Below are 18,040 nucleotides of genomic sequence, written 5' to 3' on the forward strand. Positions count from 1 at the left end.
ATGAGTCGCGTGTGAACCAATTCTCTGGTTTGCACGCGACTCATTTTTTTGTATCGTTTCCAAAATCGTGTGCATGTGGGTGATATAAGCTGCGCATACTTTGATCGCATGATTACATTACTTAGGAAGGACGCTGATACGATTGCAACAGTACTCAGGTAATCAGTTTGGGTCGAGCAATCAGACGCAGGGCGGTTTTAATACGCTCCGTCAGTTTGGCACGGACCCACAACAAGTCCGTCAACACATTTCTGAAACATTCAACCAAGGTCAACAGCAGTTCGGCGGTTACGCACAGCAAATGGCTGGTCAGGGCTATCCGCAACAGTTTGCTGGTCAAGGTTTCCACAGCGTGATGCATGCGGGTGCGACGAATCCCCAAGTCGTCCAACAGCACATCGCACAAGACCTTGGTTACAGCAACGCTTCGTTTGGGGCACAAGAACAGTATGGCGGCCACTATAACCAAGGCGCTTTCCAACAGGTCATGCAGTCTGTACCGGCGCAAGTTCAAGGCAATCAGGGGCAACAACTCGGCCAGTTCCAAGGTGGATATGGCCAGGCTATGTATGGTCAAGGCGCAAACAACGGCGCGTTTGGCCAATTCGGAACCAACGTGCAAGAGGTCCGTCAGGACATTCAGCAAGACCTTTCGAACCAAGTGGGGGCGATGACCTCGCAGCAGGCTGGCGCGTTGCGCGGTCAGTACGGCGGCAGCTCCCAAGGTTTCTCGCAAGGGCAAGCGACCAATAGCACGTTCGGTCAATTTGGCACGAACCCTCAAACCGTTCGCGGCCATATCAGTCAAGACTTGAACAACTTCCAATAAGGCCGCGACACGCGTCGCAAATCAGGCCATCTCTTGCGCAGTGCGACTGCGCGGGGGATGGCCTCTTTTTGTGCAAATCGTTTTGGTTTGTCATTCCGCACGGAGTGTGCGAAACTCGGACAAGGGGCGCGTTCGTGAAAATTCGGTGCCGGTGGGAAGGGGCAGGTCGATAGATGGACCATCTCTTAGATTGGGATATTGAGACGCTCATTTTACGCCAACAGCGTGGTGAGATGAGCGCTTACGAGATTGCGGTGGCGTGTTTCGAACAAATTGCGAAACACAACACGCAAGGAGCGAGCTTGCGCGCGGTGATTGAAGTGAATCCAGATGCGCTGTGGATCGCAGCGGCGCTAGATAGCGATAGACAACGCGGTGTATGGCGAGGTCCGTTGCATGGGATTCCGATGCTGGTCAAGGATAATTTGGATACGGCAGACACCATGCATACGACGGCTGGCTCTGTGGCCATGGCGGAACACAGGGCTATGGCAGATGCTGAGGTGGTGCGCCGATTGCGCGCGGCAGGCGCGGTTATCATCGGCAAGGCGAATCTCACGGAGTGGGCAAACTTTATCAGTGATCATATGAAGAACGGCTATAGCTCACGCGGTGGACAGACGTTGAACCCATACGGGCCGGGTGTCTTTGATGTGGGCGGATCGAGTGCTGGGTCAGGCGCAGGCGTAGCCGTTGGTTTCGCTGTGGCGGCGATTGGCACGGAGACGAGCGGCTCTATTCTCAGCCCGTCTAGCAATAACAGTCTGGTCGGTATCAAGCCGACTGTAGGGTTGGTCAGCCGCACAGGCATTATCCCGATTTCGATGAGCCAGGATACAGCGGGGCCAATGGCGCGCACAGTCGCAGATGCAGCACGGATTTTGGAGGTGATTGCTGGCGTTGATACAAAGGACGCTGCGACGCTCGCAACCCAACCAATTTTTCCGAAGTATACATCCCTGCTTTCTACCGGTGGCTTGTCTGGTGCGCGTATTGGGGTCGTGCGCGGCAATTACACGAGTGAGTTAACCGATGATGAACAGGCGCTTTACGAGCGTGCCGTCGAGGATTTGACGCGACTTGGGGCGGTTGTAGTAGATCTCACTGACTTCCCACCTGCAAAGATGAACGCGGGTATGGATGTGATGGTATACGAGTTTAAGGTGGCCCTGAATGCCTACCTGGCACGGACGAGTCCGACCAATCCGCATCGCACGTTGGCAGATTTGATTCGGTACAATGAGGAGCACGCAGATGTCGCACTCAAATATGGACAAGCTTTATTTCACATGGCGGAAGAGACGAGTGGCACGTTGACTGAAGCCAGGTATCTGGAGGCGCGTCTTCAGGATTTGGCGTGCTCGCGCGCACAGGGCATCGATAAAGCACTCAAAGATCACGGGCTCGACGCGCTGCTCTTCCCTTCCTACTTTGGCTGTCGCATTGCAGCAAAAGCGGGATATCCGTCTCTGACAGTGCCGGCTGGGTACACTGAGGAAGGGAAGCCGTTTGGCATCACGTTTACGGGTACGGCATTTGCCGAGGGGAAGTTGATTCACTTGGCGTATGATTACGAGCGCGCGACGGTTCATCGAAAGCCACCAGATTTGGTAAAGTAGGATTTGATGGAAATCGATTGTCCGCTAGAACTTTAGGGAGGTTTACCATGGGATTTGCAGTGGTAGGAGCAATTTTTGCGTTTTTGTCGGTGGCGTTAGGCGCCTTTGGTGCGCACGCGCTGAAAGATAGAATTTCTGCGGATATGCTCAGTGTGTTTCACACGGGAGATCAGTATCAAATGTACCATGCGCTCGCCTTGCTGGCGGTCGGAATTCTTATCCGTATGGGCATTGGCGGGCGCATGATGCATATCTCTGGCTGGTTGTTCAGCATTGGTATTGTGCTGTTCTCCGGCAGCCTTTACCTCTTAAGCACCACTGGCATCAAAGCCTTCGGGCCGATCACGCCCATCGGCGGCGTTTGCTTCCTGGCTGGGTGGATTTTCTTCATTATTGGGTTGGTGTGACGGATTTGTTCGCAGGAACCAAAAGACCCCAATGAGGCAGAGGACGCCTCCAACACCTTGGAGCAGGACGACCGGTTGGCCCAGTAGGAGATAGGCGAGGACAATTGCGCCAACCGGCTCGCCCAAGATGGTCATGCTGATGGTCGTCGCGGACACTGTGTCGAGCAGCCAGTTAAACAGGCCGTGACCCAGTACCGTGGAGATGACGGCCAACAGTGCGAACATCAACCAGTTGCGGCCGCTGTAATGCCAAAGCGGCGTTTTGGTAGCGATGTTGAACAGAAATAGAACAAGGCCTGCTACAAAGAAGACGAGGACGTTGTACGTCGTGCCCGAGACCGTTCCTCTCACTTTTTGTCCTGTCAGCATATACAGAGAGACGGCTAGTGTGCCGATGAGAGACAGCATATCTCCCCACAAGTGTTCGCCGCCCTTGCCAAAATCGGCCGACGCGACCACAACGCAGCCGACGATGGCGCACAGCATGCAGAGTATCCCCGTCTTTGTCACCTTTTGATGAAAGATTGCGACGGATCCGATCAGGACAAAAATCGGTTCGAGCGAAATGATAATCATCGATGAGGCGACAGACGTCTCTTTCAGAGATTGGATCCAGAAGAGAAAGTGCAGCCCCAAAAAAATGCCCGATAGGCAGACGAGGAACACGTCGCGCAAGGTTAGTTTCAGAAACTCGGACCATCGTTTCAGCGCAAACGGCAGGAACAAAAGGACCGACATCCACAGCCGATACATGCCGATGACGGCGGATGGCGCACTGGACCACTCAATAAAGATGGCGGAAAACGACACGGCGAGTAGCCCGATGAACAAGGATATAAGGATGACAGGCTGTGCGGTCTGCCGGTTTGTCGTCACGTTCGATTTCAATGGACAACGCTCCTACTACACAATATATAAGTCCGCGCTTTTAACACATCAATCAAAGGATTCCCAAAACACACTGTACGCTTCAATTGATCCCGCGTAAAGCCTTGACGGAACCGTCAGAGATTTGTACAGTTTCTATAACTTTGCACAATCATAGCGTTGCGAGGGAGACATTAGCAAAATGAAAATTGAGACGCGTCTAGCGCAAATTGGCAACGGGTCTGACCCGGCAACGGGCGCCATTTCGGCTCCCATTTATCACTCGACGACATTTGCTCATCCGGCGCTCGGCGAGAGTACCGGGTATGACTATACGCGTACGCTCAACCCGACGCGCAGATTGTTGGAGGACGCCATCGCGGACTTGGAAGGCGGTGCGAGAGGATTTGCATTTGCCTCCGGCATGGCTGCTGTCCACGCTGTGTTGACGCTGTTTCAACCTGGAGATCACATCATTGTCTCGAACGATCTGTACGGCGGCACGTACCGTGTGCTTGAGCAGATTTTGCGGCCACTCGGTATCACCGCGACCTATGTACATACGGGTCACCTCGAGGAGATTGAAGCAGCGGCAACGGATGCGACAAAAGGCTTGTTTATTGAGACGCCGACGAATCCGACGATGCAGATTTCCGATATTGAAGCTTGTTCCAAGCTCGCGCAGTCGCGAGGTTGGCTGACGATGGTCGACAATACGTTCATGACGCCGTTTTTCCAGCGGCCCATCGACTTGGGGGCAGACATCGTCATTCACTCCGCCACGAAGTATCTAGGTGGCCACAACGACGTATTGGCAGGGCTGGTCGTGACAGCCACGCCGGAATTGGGCGAGCGCATTTACTTTGTGCAAAACTCGATTGGCGCGGTTCTCGGCCCACAAGACGCTTGGCTGCTCGTGCGCGGCTTGAAGACGTTGGCGCTGCGGATGGAGCGACACATGCAAAACGCGTATGCCATCGCGGGGTGGCTCGACGCGCGAGATGACGTGCCCAAGGTTTACTACCCCGGACTCGACAACCATCCTGGCCGCGACGTGTGTGCGCGCCAGGCGTCTGGATTTGGCGGCATGGTGTCGTTTGACGTCATTGATGCCCGGATGGTGCCATTTATCTTGGAGCATCTGAAGCTGATTACATTCGCCGAGAGCCTCGGCGGCGTTGAGTCGCTGATGACGTACCCTGCGCGGCAAACGCACTTCGATATCCCAGAGGACATCCGCAACGCCATTGGCGTGACGGATAGGCTGCTGCGATTGTCTGTGGGCATTGAACACATTGGTGATTTGATTGACGACTTGGCTGAGGCGCTCGACTATGCACGCGACCGCGTGCTTTCTGGTGCAAGGCTGTAACTTAGCGCTTGTTGGGGCGTCATATCGAGCCTCATGGATTGTGGCTCACGACCAGAATTGATTTCTGGCGTGAGCCTTTTTTGCAAAGTCGTACAGATTGGCGCCAAGGTCTGATTTAAGCCTGATTTAGGCCCGATTTTGAAGGGATGGTATGGAGGCGCCCAGTTCTTCCAAGATGACGGCGAGTTGTCCAATCGGCAAGCCGACCACGTTGTAGAAGTCCCCCTCGATCCGTTCGACGAGCAGGGCTCCAATCCCTTGGATGGCATAGCTGCCTGCCTTGTCCATTGGCTCGCCAGTGCGGATATACCAACGCAACCATTCCTCACGTTGCGGTCGCATCCATACGCGCGTCATCTCGTGAAACGTGCGTGAAGCGCCGTTTTTCATGTTATAGATAGCGACGCCTGTATAGACTTCGTGTGCGCGTCCCTGCAGACGCGCGAGCATTTCGTATGCTTCCTGTTCGTTTGCAGGCTTGCCGAGGATGGATCCGTCGACGACGACCACTGTATCGGCAGCAATGGCGATGGTGTCCGGAACGTCGATTCGGGACAGGGCCACGGCCAATTTTCGCTCTGCGAGTTCCTCGACAGCTCGTGCGGGTGTCCACTCTGGCCGAATTTCCTCGTCGGCGTCGGTCACGACGACAGAAAACGGCAGTGACAGCATGTCGAGCAATTGTCGACGTCTGGGTGATCCGGACGCCAACACGATATGTATCTGACTCATCCTGATGTCCGTCCTTTCACGCGTGGCGCTCGCTCCGATGCGAGCATGATTTTGTACCGGTTTGGTTACATTATGCCTGATTTGACACAAATCATCGAAGGGGGACTGTACATGACATCTCGACGGAAATCCATTGGTCGCGGCGATGAAGCTTCAGGACCTGTGATGAGTGCCAGTGCGAGCATGAGCATGCGAAGTGGCCGGCCGAAGGATGCGCCCCGGCGCTACGGGACGCCGAAAGAAGGAATGTACAGTCGCAAGCTTGACGGAAGCTATGGTGCATCTGTCTCAGACTTTCAGTGAACGCTGTGTCAAATCGGAGCGGGCCATGTGCTCGCTCTTTTTTCTTTGTCCAGGTCTTGGTATGATGTGCTTCGATGCACCGTCACACGTATTCCTGGAGGTTCATCATGCGCCGCGGACTTTTTCTTTATTTTTTTAGTGAATTTTTTCTGAGTTTTGGCATTGGCATGGTGCAATACGCGCAGCCATTTTTTTATGCTGCCGCACACATCTCAGACGGAACGATTGGCTATTTGTTCGCCATGAATGCTTTTTTTGGCGGCTGCTCGGCGCTTTTGATGGGCCCCGTGGCCGACAGAGTGGGTGCGTCAATCGTCTTTAAATGGGCCACGTTGACCATTGGCCTTGGCGCGCTGTGTACCTCCCTGGTCACCTCGGTTCCAATTTGGATGGTGACGGCCGCGCTGTCTGGTATCGGTGGATCCATGTTGACCAGCACGGAGAACGTCGTTTTGAGTTCCCTCGTGCAAAATCGCGACAAGTCCCACCTCATCAGCCGTTTTACTGCACTGTACATGGTGTTCATCGGTTTGGGCGCCATCTTTGCGGGCTGGTTTGTTCACGCGGAAGGCTTGCGCGCGACGATGCTGGCTGGTGCATGTTGTTCTCTGGTCGCGCCGGTGTTTCGCTTTTTTCTCAAAGCGCCGGACACTCGCCGCGCACGCGTGTTCCAAATTCCATCGAGACCGCTTATCTTCATGGCGGGTTACGCCATTCTGTTCGGCATCGCTGGTGGGTTGTTCAACCCATTTGCGACGCTGATTCTCGAACAGCGCTACCATCAACAAAGCGCTGTCACGTCGCTCGTTTACGCCGTGAGCTTGTTTATGATTTCACTCGGGTCTTATCTTGTGCGCCCACTCATTCAACGTTTGCGTCAGCAGGCGACGCTGTTTATGTCGTTTGTGCTCAGCGCCATCTCGACGCTCCTGTTTCTCGTCGCGATGACCACCGCCGCGTTTGTCGCGGTGTATTTCCTGGTCACCATCACAACGGCTATCCCGCCGCCGGTGATCGATGCGATGTTTCTCGATTTGGTACACGCCAGCGAATTCTCGCAGATGTTCGGCATGCGCGTGTTCGGTACGCGGGTGGGTAACGCTATCGGATCGTCTATTGGCGGTAGCCTTCTGCACGCCAATCACTACAATTGGTTGATGATTCTGTCTGCACTCTTTTTCATTGTCGCGTATGCCTATCTCATGGTCGTTCGCCGGATCACGATGCGCCAAACGCCGCCCGACAAGGTTTCCTAGTCCTTGTTGGCGCATCGCGAGGGCAATCTAGTCGGTATGCTAAACTGATAGAGATAGCGTAGCTTGTCGTTCTTCACCCTTTGGATGACTTACAGACTGGATTAGCCCTTGTATGGAGGCAGGAGAAGCGATGAGGAGAAGGAGAATCTGGTGGTTGTGCGGCGTATTCGTGGTGTTGGTACTCGCTGTCTCTGTGTCGTCGGTCGAGCTCGCGCACGCCAATCGGCAGCCGAGGGCTGTGGGTGCACAGCAGACCGCAATCGCGGTTCAAAGCGAATCTCAGTCGCCGATGAATCCATTAGCCAGCCAGTTGGCATTTTACCCAAAAATTTCGCTGAAAAATCCGCTTACAACGTGGCCGGTTATGCCAGAGAAGGGCCAAACGTACACAGTGGTAGCCATTGGCGGATCGGCCGCTCAAGGCGATGGGGACGCAAAGGCGGAAGGTGGCTATTTGACGAGGGCGTTCCGCATGGTGAATGCCACTCAAGATGTACACTACAACTTTATCAACGAGTCGAAAGTGGGTTATGGCCCCATTCAATATGATCAGCCGCCAAACGCGAGCGCACCGAGCCACGAAACCCGCTTGGCGACGCTGTTGGCCGCTGATAAACCGAACATGCTTGTGATTTCCTTTGGCATGCTCGACGATATTTTTAAGAAGACGCCGACGAGCCAAACCAACCAGGCACTGCACGATGAAATCGCGGATGCGCTGGACGAGCACGCGGTGGTCGTCATTGTGACGCCGCCTTCCACATATGCCTCAATGACCTATTACCGAGCGGCACTAAACAAGGACATTGTTGCGGAAATGGATGTCGTGTCGGCGTTTCACAATCCGAACATCTATGTCATTCCCTTGGCGCAGCAAATGGATCAGTACATCACATCACACCACCAAATATCAAAATGTACGAGGAAGACAGTTGGCACCCAAACGCGGCCGGGCACAATTTAGCGGCCCAGCTTCTGGCGCAGGACTTCATCCGCACGTTCCTGCTCGCCGACCAGCCAGTGTTAGGGTGACGGTGGGCGCGGGTTAGGGTCGAAGTTTTGCCTTATTTGTGTCGCTTTTGTGAACTTGGCGTGCTTAAGACCAAAAATCTACCTTATATGCGCATCTGGGCCCGCAATTTGAGACCTGGGTGCGATATAAGGCATTTTTTGTGCCTTAATGAGCTGAAACCGCCGCCAATTGTCTTAATAAGACACGCATGCCCACGCCGGGGCCCTTGATGCACGGGATCTCCCACGCCCAACCGCCGTCGCATCCCGAGCCCCGACGCCGCACGATCCCGCCGGCCCCGGCCCCACGACCATCACGGAGCGGGCGCGGGGGATGCGGAGAGTACCTGCTCGGCGGCACTTTGTCCAGCGAGGTGGCCGGTTGAGAAGGCGACGGTGATGTTGTAGCCGCCGGTGTGCGCGTGGACGTCCATGACTTCGCCGGCGAAGTAGAGGCCGCGCACGAGTTTCGATTGCATGGTCTTTGGGTCGATCTCTTTCACGCTCACGCCGCCGCCTGTGACGGTCGCCTGCTCCAGCGGAAGGGTCCCGGTGATGTGGATGGGACAAGCCTTGATAGAAGCGGTGATGGCGTCCAGGTGGACTTTGCTCAGGTTGGCTAATTGCGTGCTCGCCGGGACGCTCGCCTTGTGCAGGATAAAGTCCACCAGCCGCTCCGGAAACATCTCCCCCAAATGCGTCGCGATGCTGCGCCGCGGATGATGCTTTCGGCCGGCCGCGAGCGTTTGCTCGAGGGCGGGGCGGGGGGAGGTGGGGGAGAGATCGAGTGTCACAGACAGGGACACCTGCGGATTCTTGCGCCGCGCCGTCGAAACGTAATGGCTGCAGCGCAACGCGGCAGGGCCACTGAGTCCGAGATGTGTGAACAACATGTCGCCGTGCTCGGTGGTCAGGCGCTTTTTGCGGGTGTCATCCCAGACGGTGGCGTCGATGCCGCGCAGGGACAACCCTTGGAGCTTGCGCTCGACAATGAACGGTTCATCGCTCGTGAGCGGCACTTCGGTAGGGTAAGGCGCGACAATCGTGTGGCCGAATGCTTGTACCCAAGGATACGCGTCGCCAGTACTGCCTGTTTTCGGGACGCTGCAGCCGCCTGTCGCAATGACAATGGCTGGCGCTTCCACCGTTTGCCCGCGAGTCAGGCGCACGCCGGTTATCTGCCCGTCGCGCGCGAGCAAGCGTGCCACAGGTGTGTCGAGCATGACGTCGACACCAGAGGTGTAGACTTTATCGACAATGGCTTTGACGACGGTAGCAGCTTTATCGGATACGGGAAAGACGCGACCCCTATTTTCCTCTTTCAAGCGGATGCCGAGTCCCTCGAAAAATATCATAATATCCTGGTTGGAAAATCGGGTCAGCGCGGAGTGGAGAAAGCGGGCATTGCCAGGGATGTTCTCCATCAGTTCTGGAAGCGGCTTGGCGTTGGTGACGTTGCAGCGGCCTCCTCCAGAGATGCCGAGTTTGCGACCAGGCTTATTTCCTTTTTCAATTAAGGCGACACGAGCGCCCATTTCCTTTGCGGCGATAGCCGCCATCAGGCCAGCAGGGCCTGCACCTACGACAATGACGTCATATTTCAACCGACTCATCCTCATCCATCAGTTCAGTTCATTCGTTTTGCTCATACTTCAAATCCATCGTTGGCGTTTCAGATTTAGTCTAGTGAAGCAGGCTGGCGAGAGCAAGTTTGTCTGTGCGGTATGCGGGTAAGGACTGCGGCCCTACGCTTACATTTTGTAAACTTGAATGGACTTGATACAATAATAGAGTTGTTTTACACATGAAGGAGGGCGCAGGAGAATGGATGCATTTCGTTTTCAGAATCCAACGGCGCTGTATTATGGTAAGGGCCAAATTGAAGCCCACCTCGCCGAGGAAGTTTTAAAGTACGGGAAACGCGTATTGGTGGTTTATGGCGGAGGCAGCATTAAGCGAAACGGCCTCTACGATAAGGTGATGAACATTTTACACGGGGCAGGGGTGACGACCTTTGAGTTGTCTGGTGTCGAACCGAACCCGCGTTTGACCACTGTACATAAAGGGGTCGATATCTGCCGTACAGAACATGTCGATCTCATCCTCGCCGTCGGCGGCGGCTCCGTCCTCGACTGCTCGAAAGCCATCGCGATGGGCGTCAAATACGACGGCGATGTCTGGGAGATTTACGCGCGTAAGGGGCAAGCCACGGGGGCATTGCCGTTGGGCACGATTCTGACTTTGGCGGCGACCGGATCAGAGATGAATGCCGGCGGCGTGATTACCAACTGGGAGACGAAGGAGAAGTTGGGCGGCGGATCGCCGTATACCTTCCCGAAATTCTCTTTCTGCGATCCGGAAAATACCTATACGGTTCCGCGTGATCAGACTGTGTACGGCGCCTGCGACATGCTCGCACACTGTTTTGAGCACTATTTCCACAAGACGGAACACACCGAGCTGCAGCAGCACCTGATTGAAGGTGTCATTAAGACGATTGTCCACAACACGAAGGCGGCGCTGGACAGCCCGAATGACTACCATGCGCGGGAGACGCTGATGTACTGCAGCACGATGGCGCTCAACGGCATGATTAACATGGGGCTGCGCGGCGATTGGGCTTGCCACGCGATGGAGCACGAAGTCAGTGCCATCTACGACATCCCACACGGTGGCGGATTGGCGATTATCTTCCCGCACTGGATGGAGTACGTGAAGAGCGAGAATCCTTCGCGCTTCGCTAGTCTTGCGACAGAGGCATTCGGCGTGAATCCGGAAGGCAAGTCCACGGATGAACTCGCAGACATTGCGATTGCGAAAGTGCGCGAGTACTACAAGGAAATCGGCGCGCCACAACGCCTCGCTGATTACGACATCGGCGACGAGAACTTGGAGACGATGGCAGCTCAAGCCGTGCGCTTCGGCGAAATTGGTCAATTCAAGAAGTTGGGCAAGGACGACGTCTACAACATCTTGAAGGCGGCACTGTAAGCCTTACAATTCATCGCATCGCATTGCATTCCACGGAGATGCATCACATCAGATTCAAATGAAAAGCGGCGCATAACCCAAGAGGTTATGCGCCGCTTTTGTATGATATGGCTGTCTTACGCGTTTTGCTCTTCGCGGACGAAGTTGCGAAGCACCGTTTGCAGAATACCACCGTTGCGGTAGTACTCGACTTCGATGTCGCTATCCAGGCGGACGTCCGTCTGGAAGGTGAATGAAGATCCGTCCTCGCGCGTCGCCAGTACAGTGACTTCAGAACGAGGTTGCAAGTCGTTCGAGAGCCCTTGGATGGTGAACTTCTCCGTGCCTGTGATGCCGAGGCTCGAAGCACTTTCGCCGTTCTTGAACTGCAGTGGCAGTACGCCCATGCCGACCAAGTTGCTGCGGTGGATGCGTTCGAAGCTCTCTGCGATGACCGCTTTGACGCCGAGCAAGAAGGTACCCTTTGCCGCCCAGTCACGGGAGGAACCTGTACCGTACTCCTTGCCTGCGATGACGACCAGCGGTTGGTTTTCCGCTTGGTACTTCATGGAGGCGTCATAGATAGACATCACTTCGCCCGTCGGGAAGTAGGTGGTGTAGCCACCCTCCGTACCCGGTGCCACTTGGTTGCGGATGCGGATGTTTGCAAACGTGCCGCGCATCATGACCTCGTGGTTGCCGCGGCGAGATCCGTAAGAGTTGAAGTCGTACGGTTCAACGCCGTGTTCCTGCAGGTATTGGCCAGCAGGGCTCTTTTGTGCGATATTGCCAGCCGGCGAGATGTGGTCCGTCGTGACCGAGTCCCCGAGCAGGGCTAGTACGCGCGCGTTGTTGATTGGAGCGATGTCTGGCACATCCGCAGTCAGGCCGACGAAGAACGGCGGTTCCTGAATGTACGTGGATTGTTCGTCCCAATCATACAGACGGCCTTGCGCGGTTTCGAGTTGGTTCCAGCGCTCGTTGCCGTCAAACACGCCTTCATATTGCTTGCGGAACATCTCCGGGCTGACGACGTTGCGGATGGTCTCCTGGACTTCCTGGTTGCTTGGCCAGATATCCTTCAAGAAGACGTCGTTGCCGTCTTTATCCTTGCCAATCGGCTCGCTTGTCAGGTCGATGTCGACCGTGCCAGCCAGCGCGTAAGCCACGACCAGCGGCGGCGACGCGAGGTAGTTGGCTTTGACCAGCGAGTGGATGCGGCCTTCAAAGTTTCGGTTACCCGAGAGAACAGCGGATACGAGCAAGTCGTTCTCCTGAATCGCCGTGCTCACTTCGTCCGGCAGCGGGCCACTGTTTCCGATACAAGTGGTGCAGCCGTAACCGACGACGTCGAAGCCCAATTCCGCGAGTGGCTTCAGCAATTGTGCTTTTTCCAGGTAATCCGTCACGACGCGTGACCCCGGTGCGAGGCTCGTCTTCACGTACTTCGGCGTCGTCAAGCCCTTTTCTGCGGCTTTCTTGGCCAACAGACCTGCGCCAATCATGACAGATGGGTTCGAGGTGTTGGTGCAGCTCGTGATAGCCGCGATGACCGTAGCGCCTTGGTGCAGTTCTGCGGTCGATCCGTCCGCGTACTTCACCGTGCCGACTTTTTTCTGCGCCTCTTCGCTCAGGCCAAATCCGCCTTCGCTGACCGGCTTGTTCATGGCGTTCTCGAAGGTCGACTTCATGTCCTTCAGGAAGATCTTGTCCTGTGGGCGCTTCGGACCGGCCATCGATGGTTCCACATCGCCTAGGTCGAGTTCGAGCGTGTCGGTGAAGACCGGATCTACCATGTCGTCCGTGCGGAACAGACCTTGTTCCTTCGTGTATTTTTCAACCAGCGCGATGAGCTCTTCACTACGGCCTGTGCTGCGCAAGTAGTCGAGCGACTCTTGGTCGACAGGGAAGAAGCCCATGGTCGCGCCGTACTCAGGACCCATGTTGGCAATCGTCGCACGGTCAGCCAGGCTGATGTTCGAGAGGCCGGATCCGTAGAACTCGACGAATTTGCCGACGACGCCCTTCTTGCGAAGCATGTTGACGACGGTGAGCGCCAGGTCGGTTGCGGTTGCACCTTCTGGCAAACGGCCAGTCAGCTTGAAGCCGATGACTTCCGGTTGCAACAGGTAGAGCGGTTGGCCGAGCATGCACGCTTCCGCTTCAATACCGCCAACGCCCCATCCGAGTACGCCGAGGCCGTTGATCATCGTCGTGTGCGAGTCGGTGCCGACGAGGCTATCCGGGAAGATGACGACATCGCCGTTGACTTGGCGCTGTTGGACGACCTTTGCCAGGTACTCGAGGTTTACTTGGTGGACGATACCGGTTCCAGGCGGGACAGCGCTAAAGTTGTCAAACGATTTTGCGGCCCAACGGAGGAACTTATAACGCTCTTCGTTCCGTTCAAATTCGCGGTTGATGTTGAATTCGAGCGCGGCATCTGAACCAAAGGCGTCGACTTGAACGGAGTGGTCAATGACGAGATCGACAGGGACCAACGGGTTAATGCGATCCGGGTTGCCGCCGAGGCGGTGCATTGCGGAACGCAGTGCCGCTAAATCGACGACCACAGGTACACCGGTGAAGTCCTGCAGAAGAATTCGAGCGGGCTTAAACGGAACGTCCGCCTTCTCCGGAGATTTTGCGTTCCAGTTGGCCAATTGACGGATATGCTCTTCGGTGATGACGCGACCGTCATACTGGCGCAAAACGGCTTCCAGCAAGATTTTGATGGAGAACGGCAGGCGGGCGATATCAGCAACGCCTTCGTCCTGAAGCGATTTCAGACGATAGTAAGTAAATGATTGCTGACCCACGTTCAAGGTCTGTTTGGAGCCAAACAGATTGTGATTGGTTCCCATGTGGTTCACTCCTTTACTGCGTAACTTCCTTGTCTTTCATGCTTTCATTGTGCAACGGATGAGGAGGAGATGTCTCGAGTCCATCAGGAATGCCGATGTGGCTATCAGGATTCGAAATTCTCCCGTGTGACGCGTGGTATTGCCGTGAAGAAAGGGTAGCAGGGCATCCGGCGCGCGCATGCCACTTCGCACCCCTTATGCTTCACTGCTATTCCCAGAAAAACAGTCCTTTGTCACTCTACTACCAATTAGGAGATGTTGCAAGAACTCAGGGGTGGAAGTGGCCGTGCGAAACGCCGTTTTATATGGACTTTACGCGCGCGGAGGCCGCGGTGGTAGCGGGCCAAGGTATTGAAAGAGTTGCGTCTCGATGCGGCCGTTATACAGTTTTCGCCGCTTGTCGGCTTTTTTGCCATAAAGGCGCTCAAAGCCCGGGTTCGACGTGAGGATAAACACCGACCACGTGTCGAGCGTGCGGAACGTTTTGCCGATAGCGCGGTAGAGTCGCTCTGTCTCATCGATACTCATCAACCGCTCGCCATATGGCGGGTTGCTGATAATGCAGCCGTACTCGTCGGTGGGTTGGATGCGCCGCGCGTCTTCCTTGCGCACCTCGATGAGTCCGTCCAGGTGAGCAAGTTCGAGGTGGCGATACGTTAAATCGAGCACGTCCGGATCTACGTCCGACGCGATGATGTTGAGCGGGATGTTGCGTTCCATGCTCGCGGCTTCATCGCGCGCTTTCGGGAATGCGGCGTCATCGAGCGTCGGCCAAGACTCTGCAGCGAATGCGCGGAGTGCGCCCGGCGCGCGGCGAAGCCCGTATAATGCAGCCTCGATGGCGATGGTGCCGGATCCGCACATGGGATCCCAGAATGGGCGGTGCGCATCCCAACGGCTGAGCAAAACGAGTGCCGCGGCGAGGGTTTCGCGCAGAGGCGCGGTGGCGTTCAATCGCCGATAACCACGCCGATGCAGGCCGTCGCCACTCGTGTCGATCCGAATCGTCGCGACGTCTTTGATGAGCGAGACTTCGATGCGGTAGAGTGCGCCGCTCTCTTCGAACGTCTCTTGGTGGTATGCCTGCTTGAGCCGTTCGACGACGGCCTTCTTGGTGATACTTTGGCAGGCGGGCACACTATGTAAAATCGATTTTACGGATTTACCGACGACCGGAAATTCCGCGTTCTTCGGCAGGATATTTTCCCAGGGAATGTTTTTTACGCCCTGAAAGAGGTCTTCAAAGGTCTTCGCCTCGAATGACGCGAGTTCGATGAATACGCGCTCTGCCGTACGCAGCCAGAGGTTGCTGCGGGCGATAGCGGAGTCGTCGCCCGTAAATCGGACAAATCCGTTCTCACTTTTGGTTTCGTACCCTAAGTTTTGCAGTTCGCGCGCCGTCAGGGCTTCCAAGCCAAAGGCGCAGGTTGCGACAAGGTTCCAAGATTGCATAGAAATCTCCTTTTCATTCGATTACGTCCGTCATGATAGCCGACGAGGCGATACATGACAAAAGAGCGGCAAACGCCGCTCTTTTGTTCGGGTACCGTGTGCGTCAGCGCGTCAGCAACAGGACAATCATCGACACGAGTGAAAAACAGGCGCTGATTAAATACACCACCGTGACGGTTTGCACTTGCGACAAGCCAGCGCGCAGCAAGCGGTGATGCACATGACTCTGATCTGGTTTATAGACAGGTTTCCCAGCTTTTGCGCGCGCCAGTACGACGACCACGGCATCGAAGATGGGTACGCCGAGCGCAAGGACAGGCACGCCAATCGAAATCACCGTTGCTGACTTAAAGGCGCCGACGGATGCGATGGCACCCAGTAAATAGCCAAGGACAGTCGATCCAGCGTCACCCATGATAATTCGCGCAGGGTAGAAGTTGTGTCGCAGAAAGCCGACTGCGGCGCCAGTGACCGCGATGGCAAACCAGGCGGAGAGGGCGTCGCCTTTGACGATGGCGATGAAGAACAGCGTCGTGGCGGAAATCGCCGCAATACCCGCTGCCAAGCCGTCCACGCCATCGAGAAAGTTAAAGACGTTGGTCACGCCAACAATCCAGACAACGGTGATAACCACCGATAAAACCGTGGAAAACGCCACGAAGTGATGGCCGCCAAACGGCGCTGTAAATCCTTGAATTCCGCCGCCGAACAAGGGAATCAAGAGGGCGGAGAGAATTTGTACGCCGAAGCGAATGGAGACCGAAAAATCTTTGCCCCGCGTCTTGAAGAAGTCGTCGAGGATACCAATTGCAAACAGTAATATTGCGCCAATCATGACGCCGGCATACGGCGTTTTCAACCAGTTGTTCCAAAAGAAACCCACCAGCGCCACGGCGATAATGCCGGCGAACATTGCTGCGCCGCCCAATAGCGGCAGAGGATCATGGTGAATTTTTCGTTCGTTGGGGAGATCTACAAATTTCCACTTGATGGCCAGCGCGCGCATTCGAGGTGCTAACGCAAAGGCGACCAAAAATGCGATCACGCCCGACAGCCATAGAGGCATTCGGATTCGCTCCTTAGGTATAAGGGTAAGAGATGGCCCGAACGCGAGAAACCGTGGTTCAGTCGGCCAAAAACAGCATCCGTTAAACGCAACTCACCAGGAATTATACTAAACCATTGTCCAGCAGGCTATACTGCAATGTGTCCACTGGTGCCAATAAACCGCCATGTTTGTCGGTTAGATGACAAATCCGACCGTTTAGTTGTGTTTCTTGTCTATCTTTGCAAAGATAGTTGTCGTGTGCGTCAGGAGCGCTCGGCGTCTGTATGCTGCAAGTAGATAGAGTTTACTGTACAGTTCGCGGCGATAGTGCGGTGTTTACCGCCTTCAAGTTTCGTTTTGAAAAGGAAGTGATTTGCATGCAGGCAAATGGGATGGCGATTGATGAGTCGCGCGCTCAGGAACTCGCGGCGAAGGCCACATTTCGCGATTATATGTCCATCATGAAGTGGGGCATCACCATCGCTAATTTGTTGGCGACGTTTGCGGGTATGTGGGTGGCCTCGCACGGGCATCCATCGCCCTTGGCTCTTTTATTCACGCTCGTCGGGACGGCTTTGGTCGTGGCTGGTGGGGCAGCACTCAACAACTATTATGATCGCGATATTGACCAATTGATGGACCGCACCAAACACAAGCGCGCGGTCGCGCAAGGGAAGGTAGCGCCAGGTGCAGCGTTGGCAATAGGCCTGTCGATGAGCGCAGTCGGACTCGGCGTGCTTTTCTTCCTTATTGACTGGCAGGCGGCAGCTTGTGCTTTTGTTGGACTGTTCGTCTACTCGTATCTCTACACGGTGTGGTTTAAGCGACACACGACGCTGAATACTGTGCTTGGCGGCGTATCTGGTGCCATGCCGCCGCTCATCGGCTGGGCTGCGGGCAGTGGCGGATCATTAGGGTTAGGCGCTTGGGCTTTGTTCTTTACGTTTTTCTTGTGGCAGCCGCCACACTTTTTGCCGCTGGCGATGAAAAAGACGGAGGACTACCGCGCGGCGGGGATTCCCATGCTGCCTGTAGTGGCAGGATTCCGTGAGACGAAACGCCAGATTGCCATCTACACAGCCGCGATGTTACCTGTGTCCTTGATGCTGACCACGTTGCATTACGAAGGTTGGATTTATTTTATCGTCATGGCCGTCTTGGGCATTATTTTTCTCGTCCAAGCCATTCGCGGACTCTTTATTCCTGAGGAACAAGACCTCATTTGGGCCAACAAAGTATTTCGGTTTTCGTTGGTCTATTTGATGGCCCTGTGTATTGTTCTTGTGGTGTCAGTATCCGTTTTTTAATGG

At 55.2% G+C, this 18,040-nt stretch carries 15 protein-coding genes; 9 read left to right on the plus strand and 6 right to left on the minus strand.

The features are described 5' to 3' along the window. Window positions 1-142: 142 nt before the first annotated feature. The 3 genes from K1I37_RS07105 (at window position 143) to K1I37_RS07115 (ending at window position 2,855) form a co-directional block, all read left to right on the plus strand. Entirely contained in the window at window positions 143-829 is a 687-nt protein-coding gene (locus tag K1I37_RS07105) for a hypothetical protein (protein WP_021297592.1), read from the plus strand. A 173-nt stretch (window positions 830-1,002) separates the two neighbouring features. Beyond that, window positions 1,003-2,448 carry an amidase family protein gene (locus K1I37_RS07110; protein ID WP_021297593.1) on the plus strand — a complete coding sequence of 482 codons (1,446 nt, stop codon included), beginning with the start codon at window positions 1,003-1,005 and terminating at the stop codon, window positions 2,446-2,448. A 47-nt stretch (window positions 2,449-2,495) separates the two neighbouring features. After that, on the plus strand, window positions 2,496-2,855 hold the full coding sequence (locus tag K1I37_RS07115) for a DUF423 domain-containing protein (RefSeq protein WP_031219019.1): 360 nt from the start codon (window positions 2,496-2,498) through the stop codon (window positions 2,853-2,855). Here the strand turns inward: K1I37_RS07115 and K1I37_RS07120 are convergent. Then, a complete protein-coding gene (locus K1I37_RS07120) occupies window positions 2,757-3,743 on the minus strand; it encodes a DMT family transporter (RefSeq protein ID WP_021297594.1) in 987 nt (328 codons plus the stop codon). The two genes, K1I37_RS07115 and K1I37_RS07120, sit on opposite strands and share 99 nt — an antisense overlap. Before the next feature lie 181 nt (window positions 3,744-3,924). Between K1I37_RS07120 and K1I37_RS07125 the strand changes: the two genes are divergently transcribed. Then, window positions 3,925-5,094: a trans-sulfuration enzyme family protein gene (locus K1I37_RS07125; RefSeq protein ID WP_021297595.1), complete on the plus strand. Its 1,170-nt coding sequence runs from the start codon at window positions 3,925-3,927 to the stop codon at window positions 5,092-5,094. A gap of 126 nt (window positions 5,095-5,220) precedes the next feature. Here K1I37_RS07125 and K1I37_RS07130 read toward each other — a convergent pair whose 3' ends face one another. Beyond that, window positions 5,221-5,826: a Maf family protein gene (locus tag K1I37_RS07130; RefSeq protein ID WP_031219021.1), complete on the minus strand. Its 606-nt coding sequence runs from the start codon at window positions 5,824-5,826 to the stop codon at window positions 5,221-5,223. 111 nt (window positions 5,827-5,937) lie between these two features. Here K1I37_RS07130 and K1I37_RS07135 point away from each other — a divergent pair, with 111 nt between their 5' ends. The 3 genes from K1I37_RS07135 (at window position 5,938) to K1I37_RS07145 (ending at window position 8,349) form a co-directional block, all read left to right on the plus strand. After that, a complete protein-coding gene (locus K1I37_RS07135; protein ID WP_031219022.1) occupies window positions 5,938-6,129 on the plus strand; it encodes a hypothetical protein in 192 nt (63 codons plus the stop codon). A gap of 107 nt (window positions 6,130-6,236) precedes the next feature. After that, window positions 6,237-7,385 (plus strand): MFS transporter, encoded by a 1,149-nt coding sequence (locus tag K1I37_RS07140; RefSeq protein ID WP_021297598.1) that lies wholly within the window; start codon window positions 6,237-6,239, stop codon window positions 7,383-7,385. 130 nt (window positions 7,386-7,515) lie between these two features. Continuing rightward, window positions 7,516-8,349 (plus strand): SGNH/GDSL hydrolase family protein, encoded by an 834-nt coding sequence (locus tag K1I37_RS07145; RefSeq protein WP_152498839.1) that lies wholly within the window; start codon window positions 7,516-7,518, stop codon window positions 8,347-8,349. A gap of 361 nt (window positions 8,350-8,710) precedes the next feature. On the opposite strand, the gene K1I37_RS07150 is transcribed toward K1I37_RS07145, so the two are convergent. Further along, window positions 8,711-10,009, minus strand: coding sequence for a BaiN/RdsA family NAD(P)/FAD-dependent oxidoreductase (locus K1I37_RS07150; protein ID WP_040441552.1), 1,299 nt, complete (start codon window positions 10,007-10,009; stop codon window positions 8,711-8,713). A gap of 211 nt (window positions 10,010-10,220) precedes the next feature. Between K1I37_RS07150 and K1I37_RS07155 the strand changes: the two genes are divergently transcribed. Continuing rightward, a complete protein-coding gene (locus K1I37_RS07155) occupies window positions 10,221-11,387 on the plus strand; it encodes an iron-containing alcohol dehydrogenase (RefSeq protein ID WP_021297601.1) in 1,167 nt (388 codons plus the stop codon). 116 nt (window positions 11,388-11,503) lie between these two features. Here K1I37_RS07155 and acnA read toward each other — a convergent pair whose 3' ends face one another. The 3 genes from acnA to K1I37_RS07170 form a co-directional block, all read right to left on the minus strand. Then, window positions 11,504-14,230, minus strand: a complete 2,727-nt coding sequence (gene acnA, locus K1I37_RS07160) for an aconitate hydratase AcnA (protein ID WP_021297602.1) — start codon at window positions 14,228-14,230, stop codon at window positions 11,504-11,506. A 312-nt stretch (window positions 14,231-14,542) separates the two neighbouring features. Then, window positions 14,543-15,682 (minus strand): THUMP domain-containing class I SAM-dependent RNA methyltransferase, encoded by a 1,140-nt coding sequence (locus tag K1I37_RS07165; RefSeq protein ID WP_021297603.1) that lies wholly within the window; start codon window positions 15,680-15,682, stop codon window positions 14,543-14,545. A 103-nt stretch (window positions 15,683-15,785) separates the two neighbouring features. After that, window positions 15,786-16,748 (minus strand): MraY family glycosyltransferase, encoded by a 963-nt coding sequence (locus K1I37_RS07170; RefSeq protein ID WP_021297604.1) that lies wholly within the window; start codon window positions 16,746-16,748, stop codon window positions 15,786-15,788. Between the two features lie 266 nt (window positions 16,749-17,014). On the opposite strand from K1I37_RS07170, the gene cyoE reads away from it, so the two are divergent. Next, window positions 17,015-18,037 carry a heme o synthase gene (gene cyoE / locus K1I37_RS07175; protein ID WP_021297605.1) on the plus strand — a complete coding sequence of 341 codons (1,023 nt, stop codon included), beginning with the start codon at window positions 17,015-17,017 and terminating at the stop codon, window positions 18,035-18,037. Window positions 18,038-18,040: the final 3 nt, after the last annotated feature.

The organism is Alicyclobacillus acidoterrestris (assembly GCF_022674245.1).
Lineage (GTDB): Bacteria > Bacillota > Bacilli > Alicyclobacillales > Alicyclobacillaceae > Alicyclobacillus > Alicyclobacillus acidoterrestris.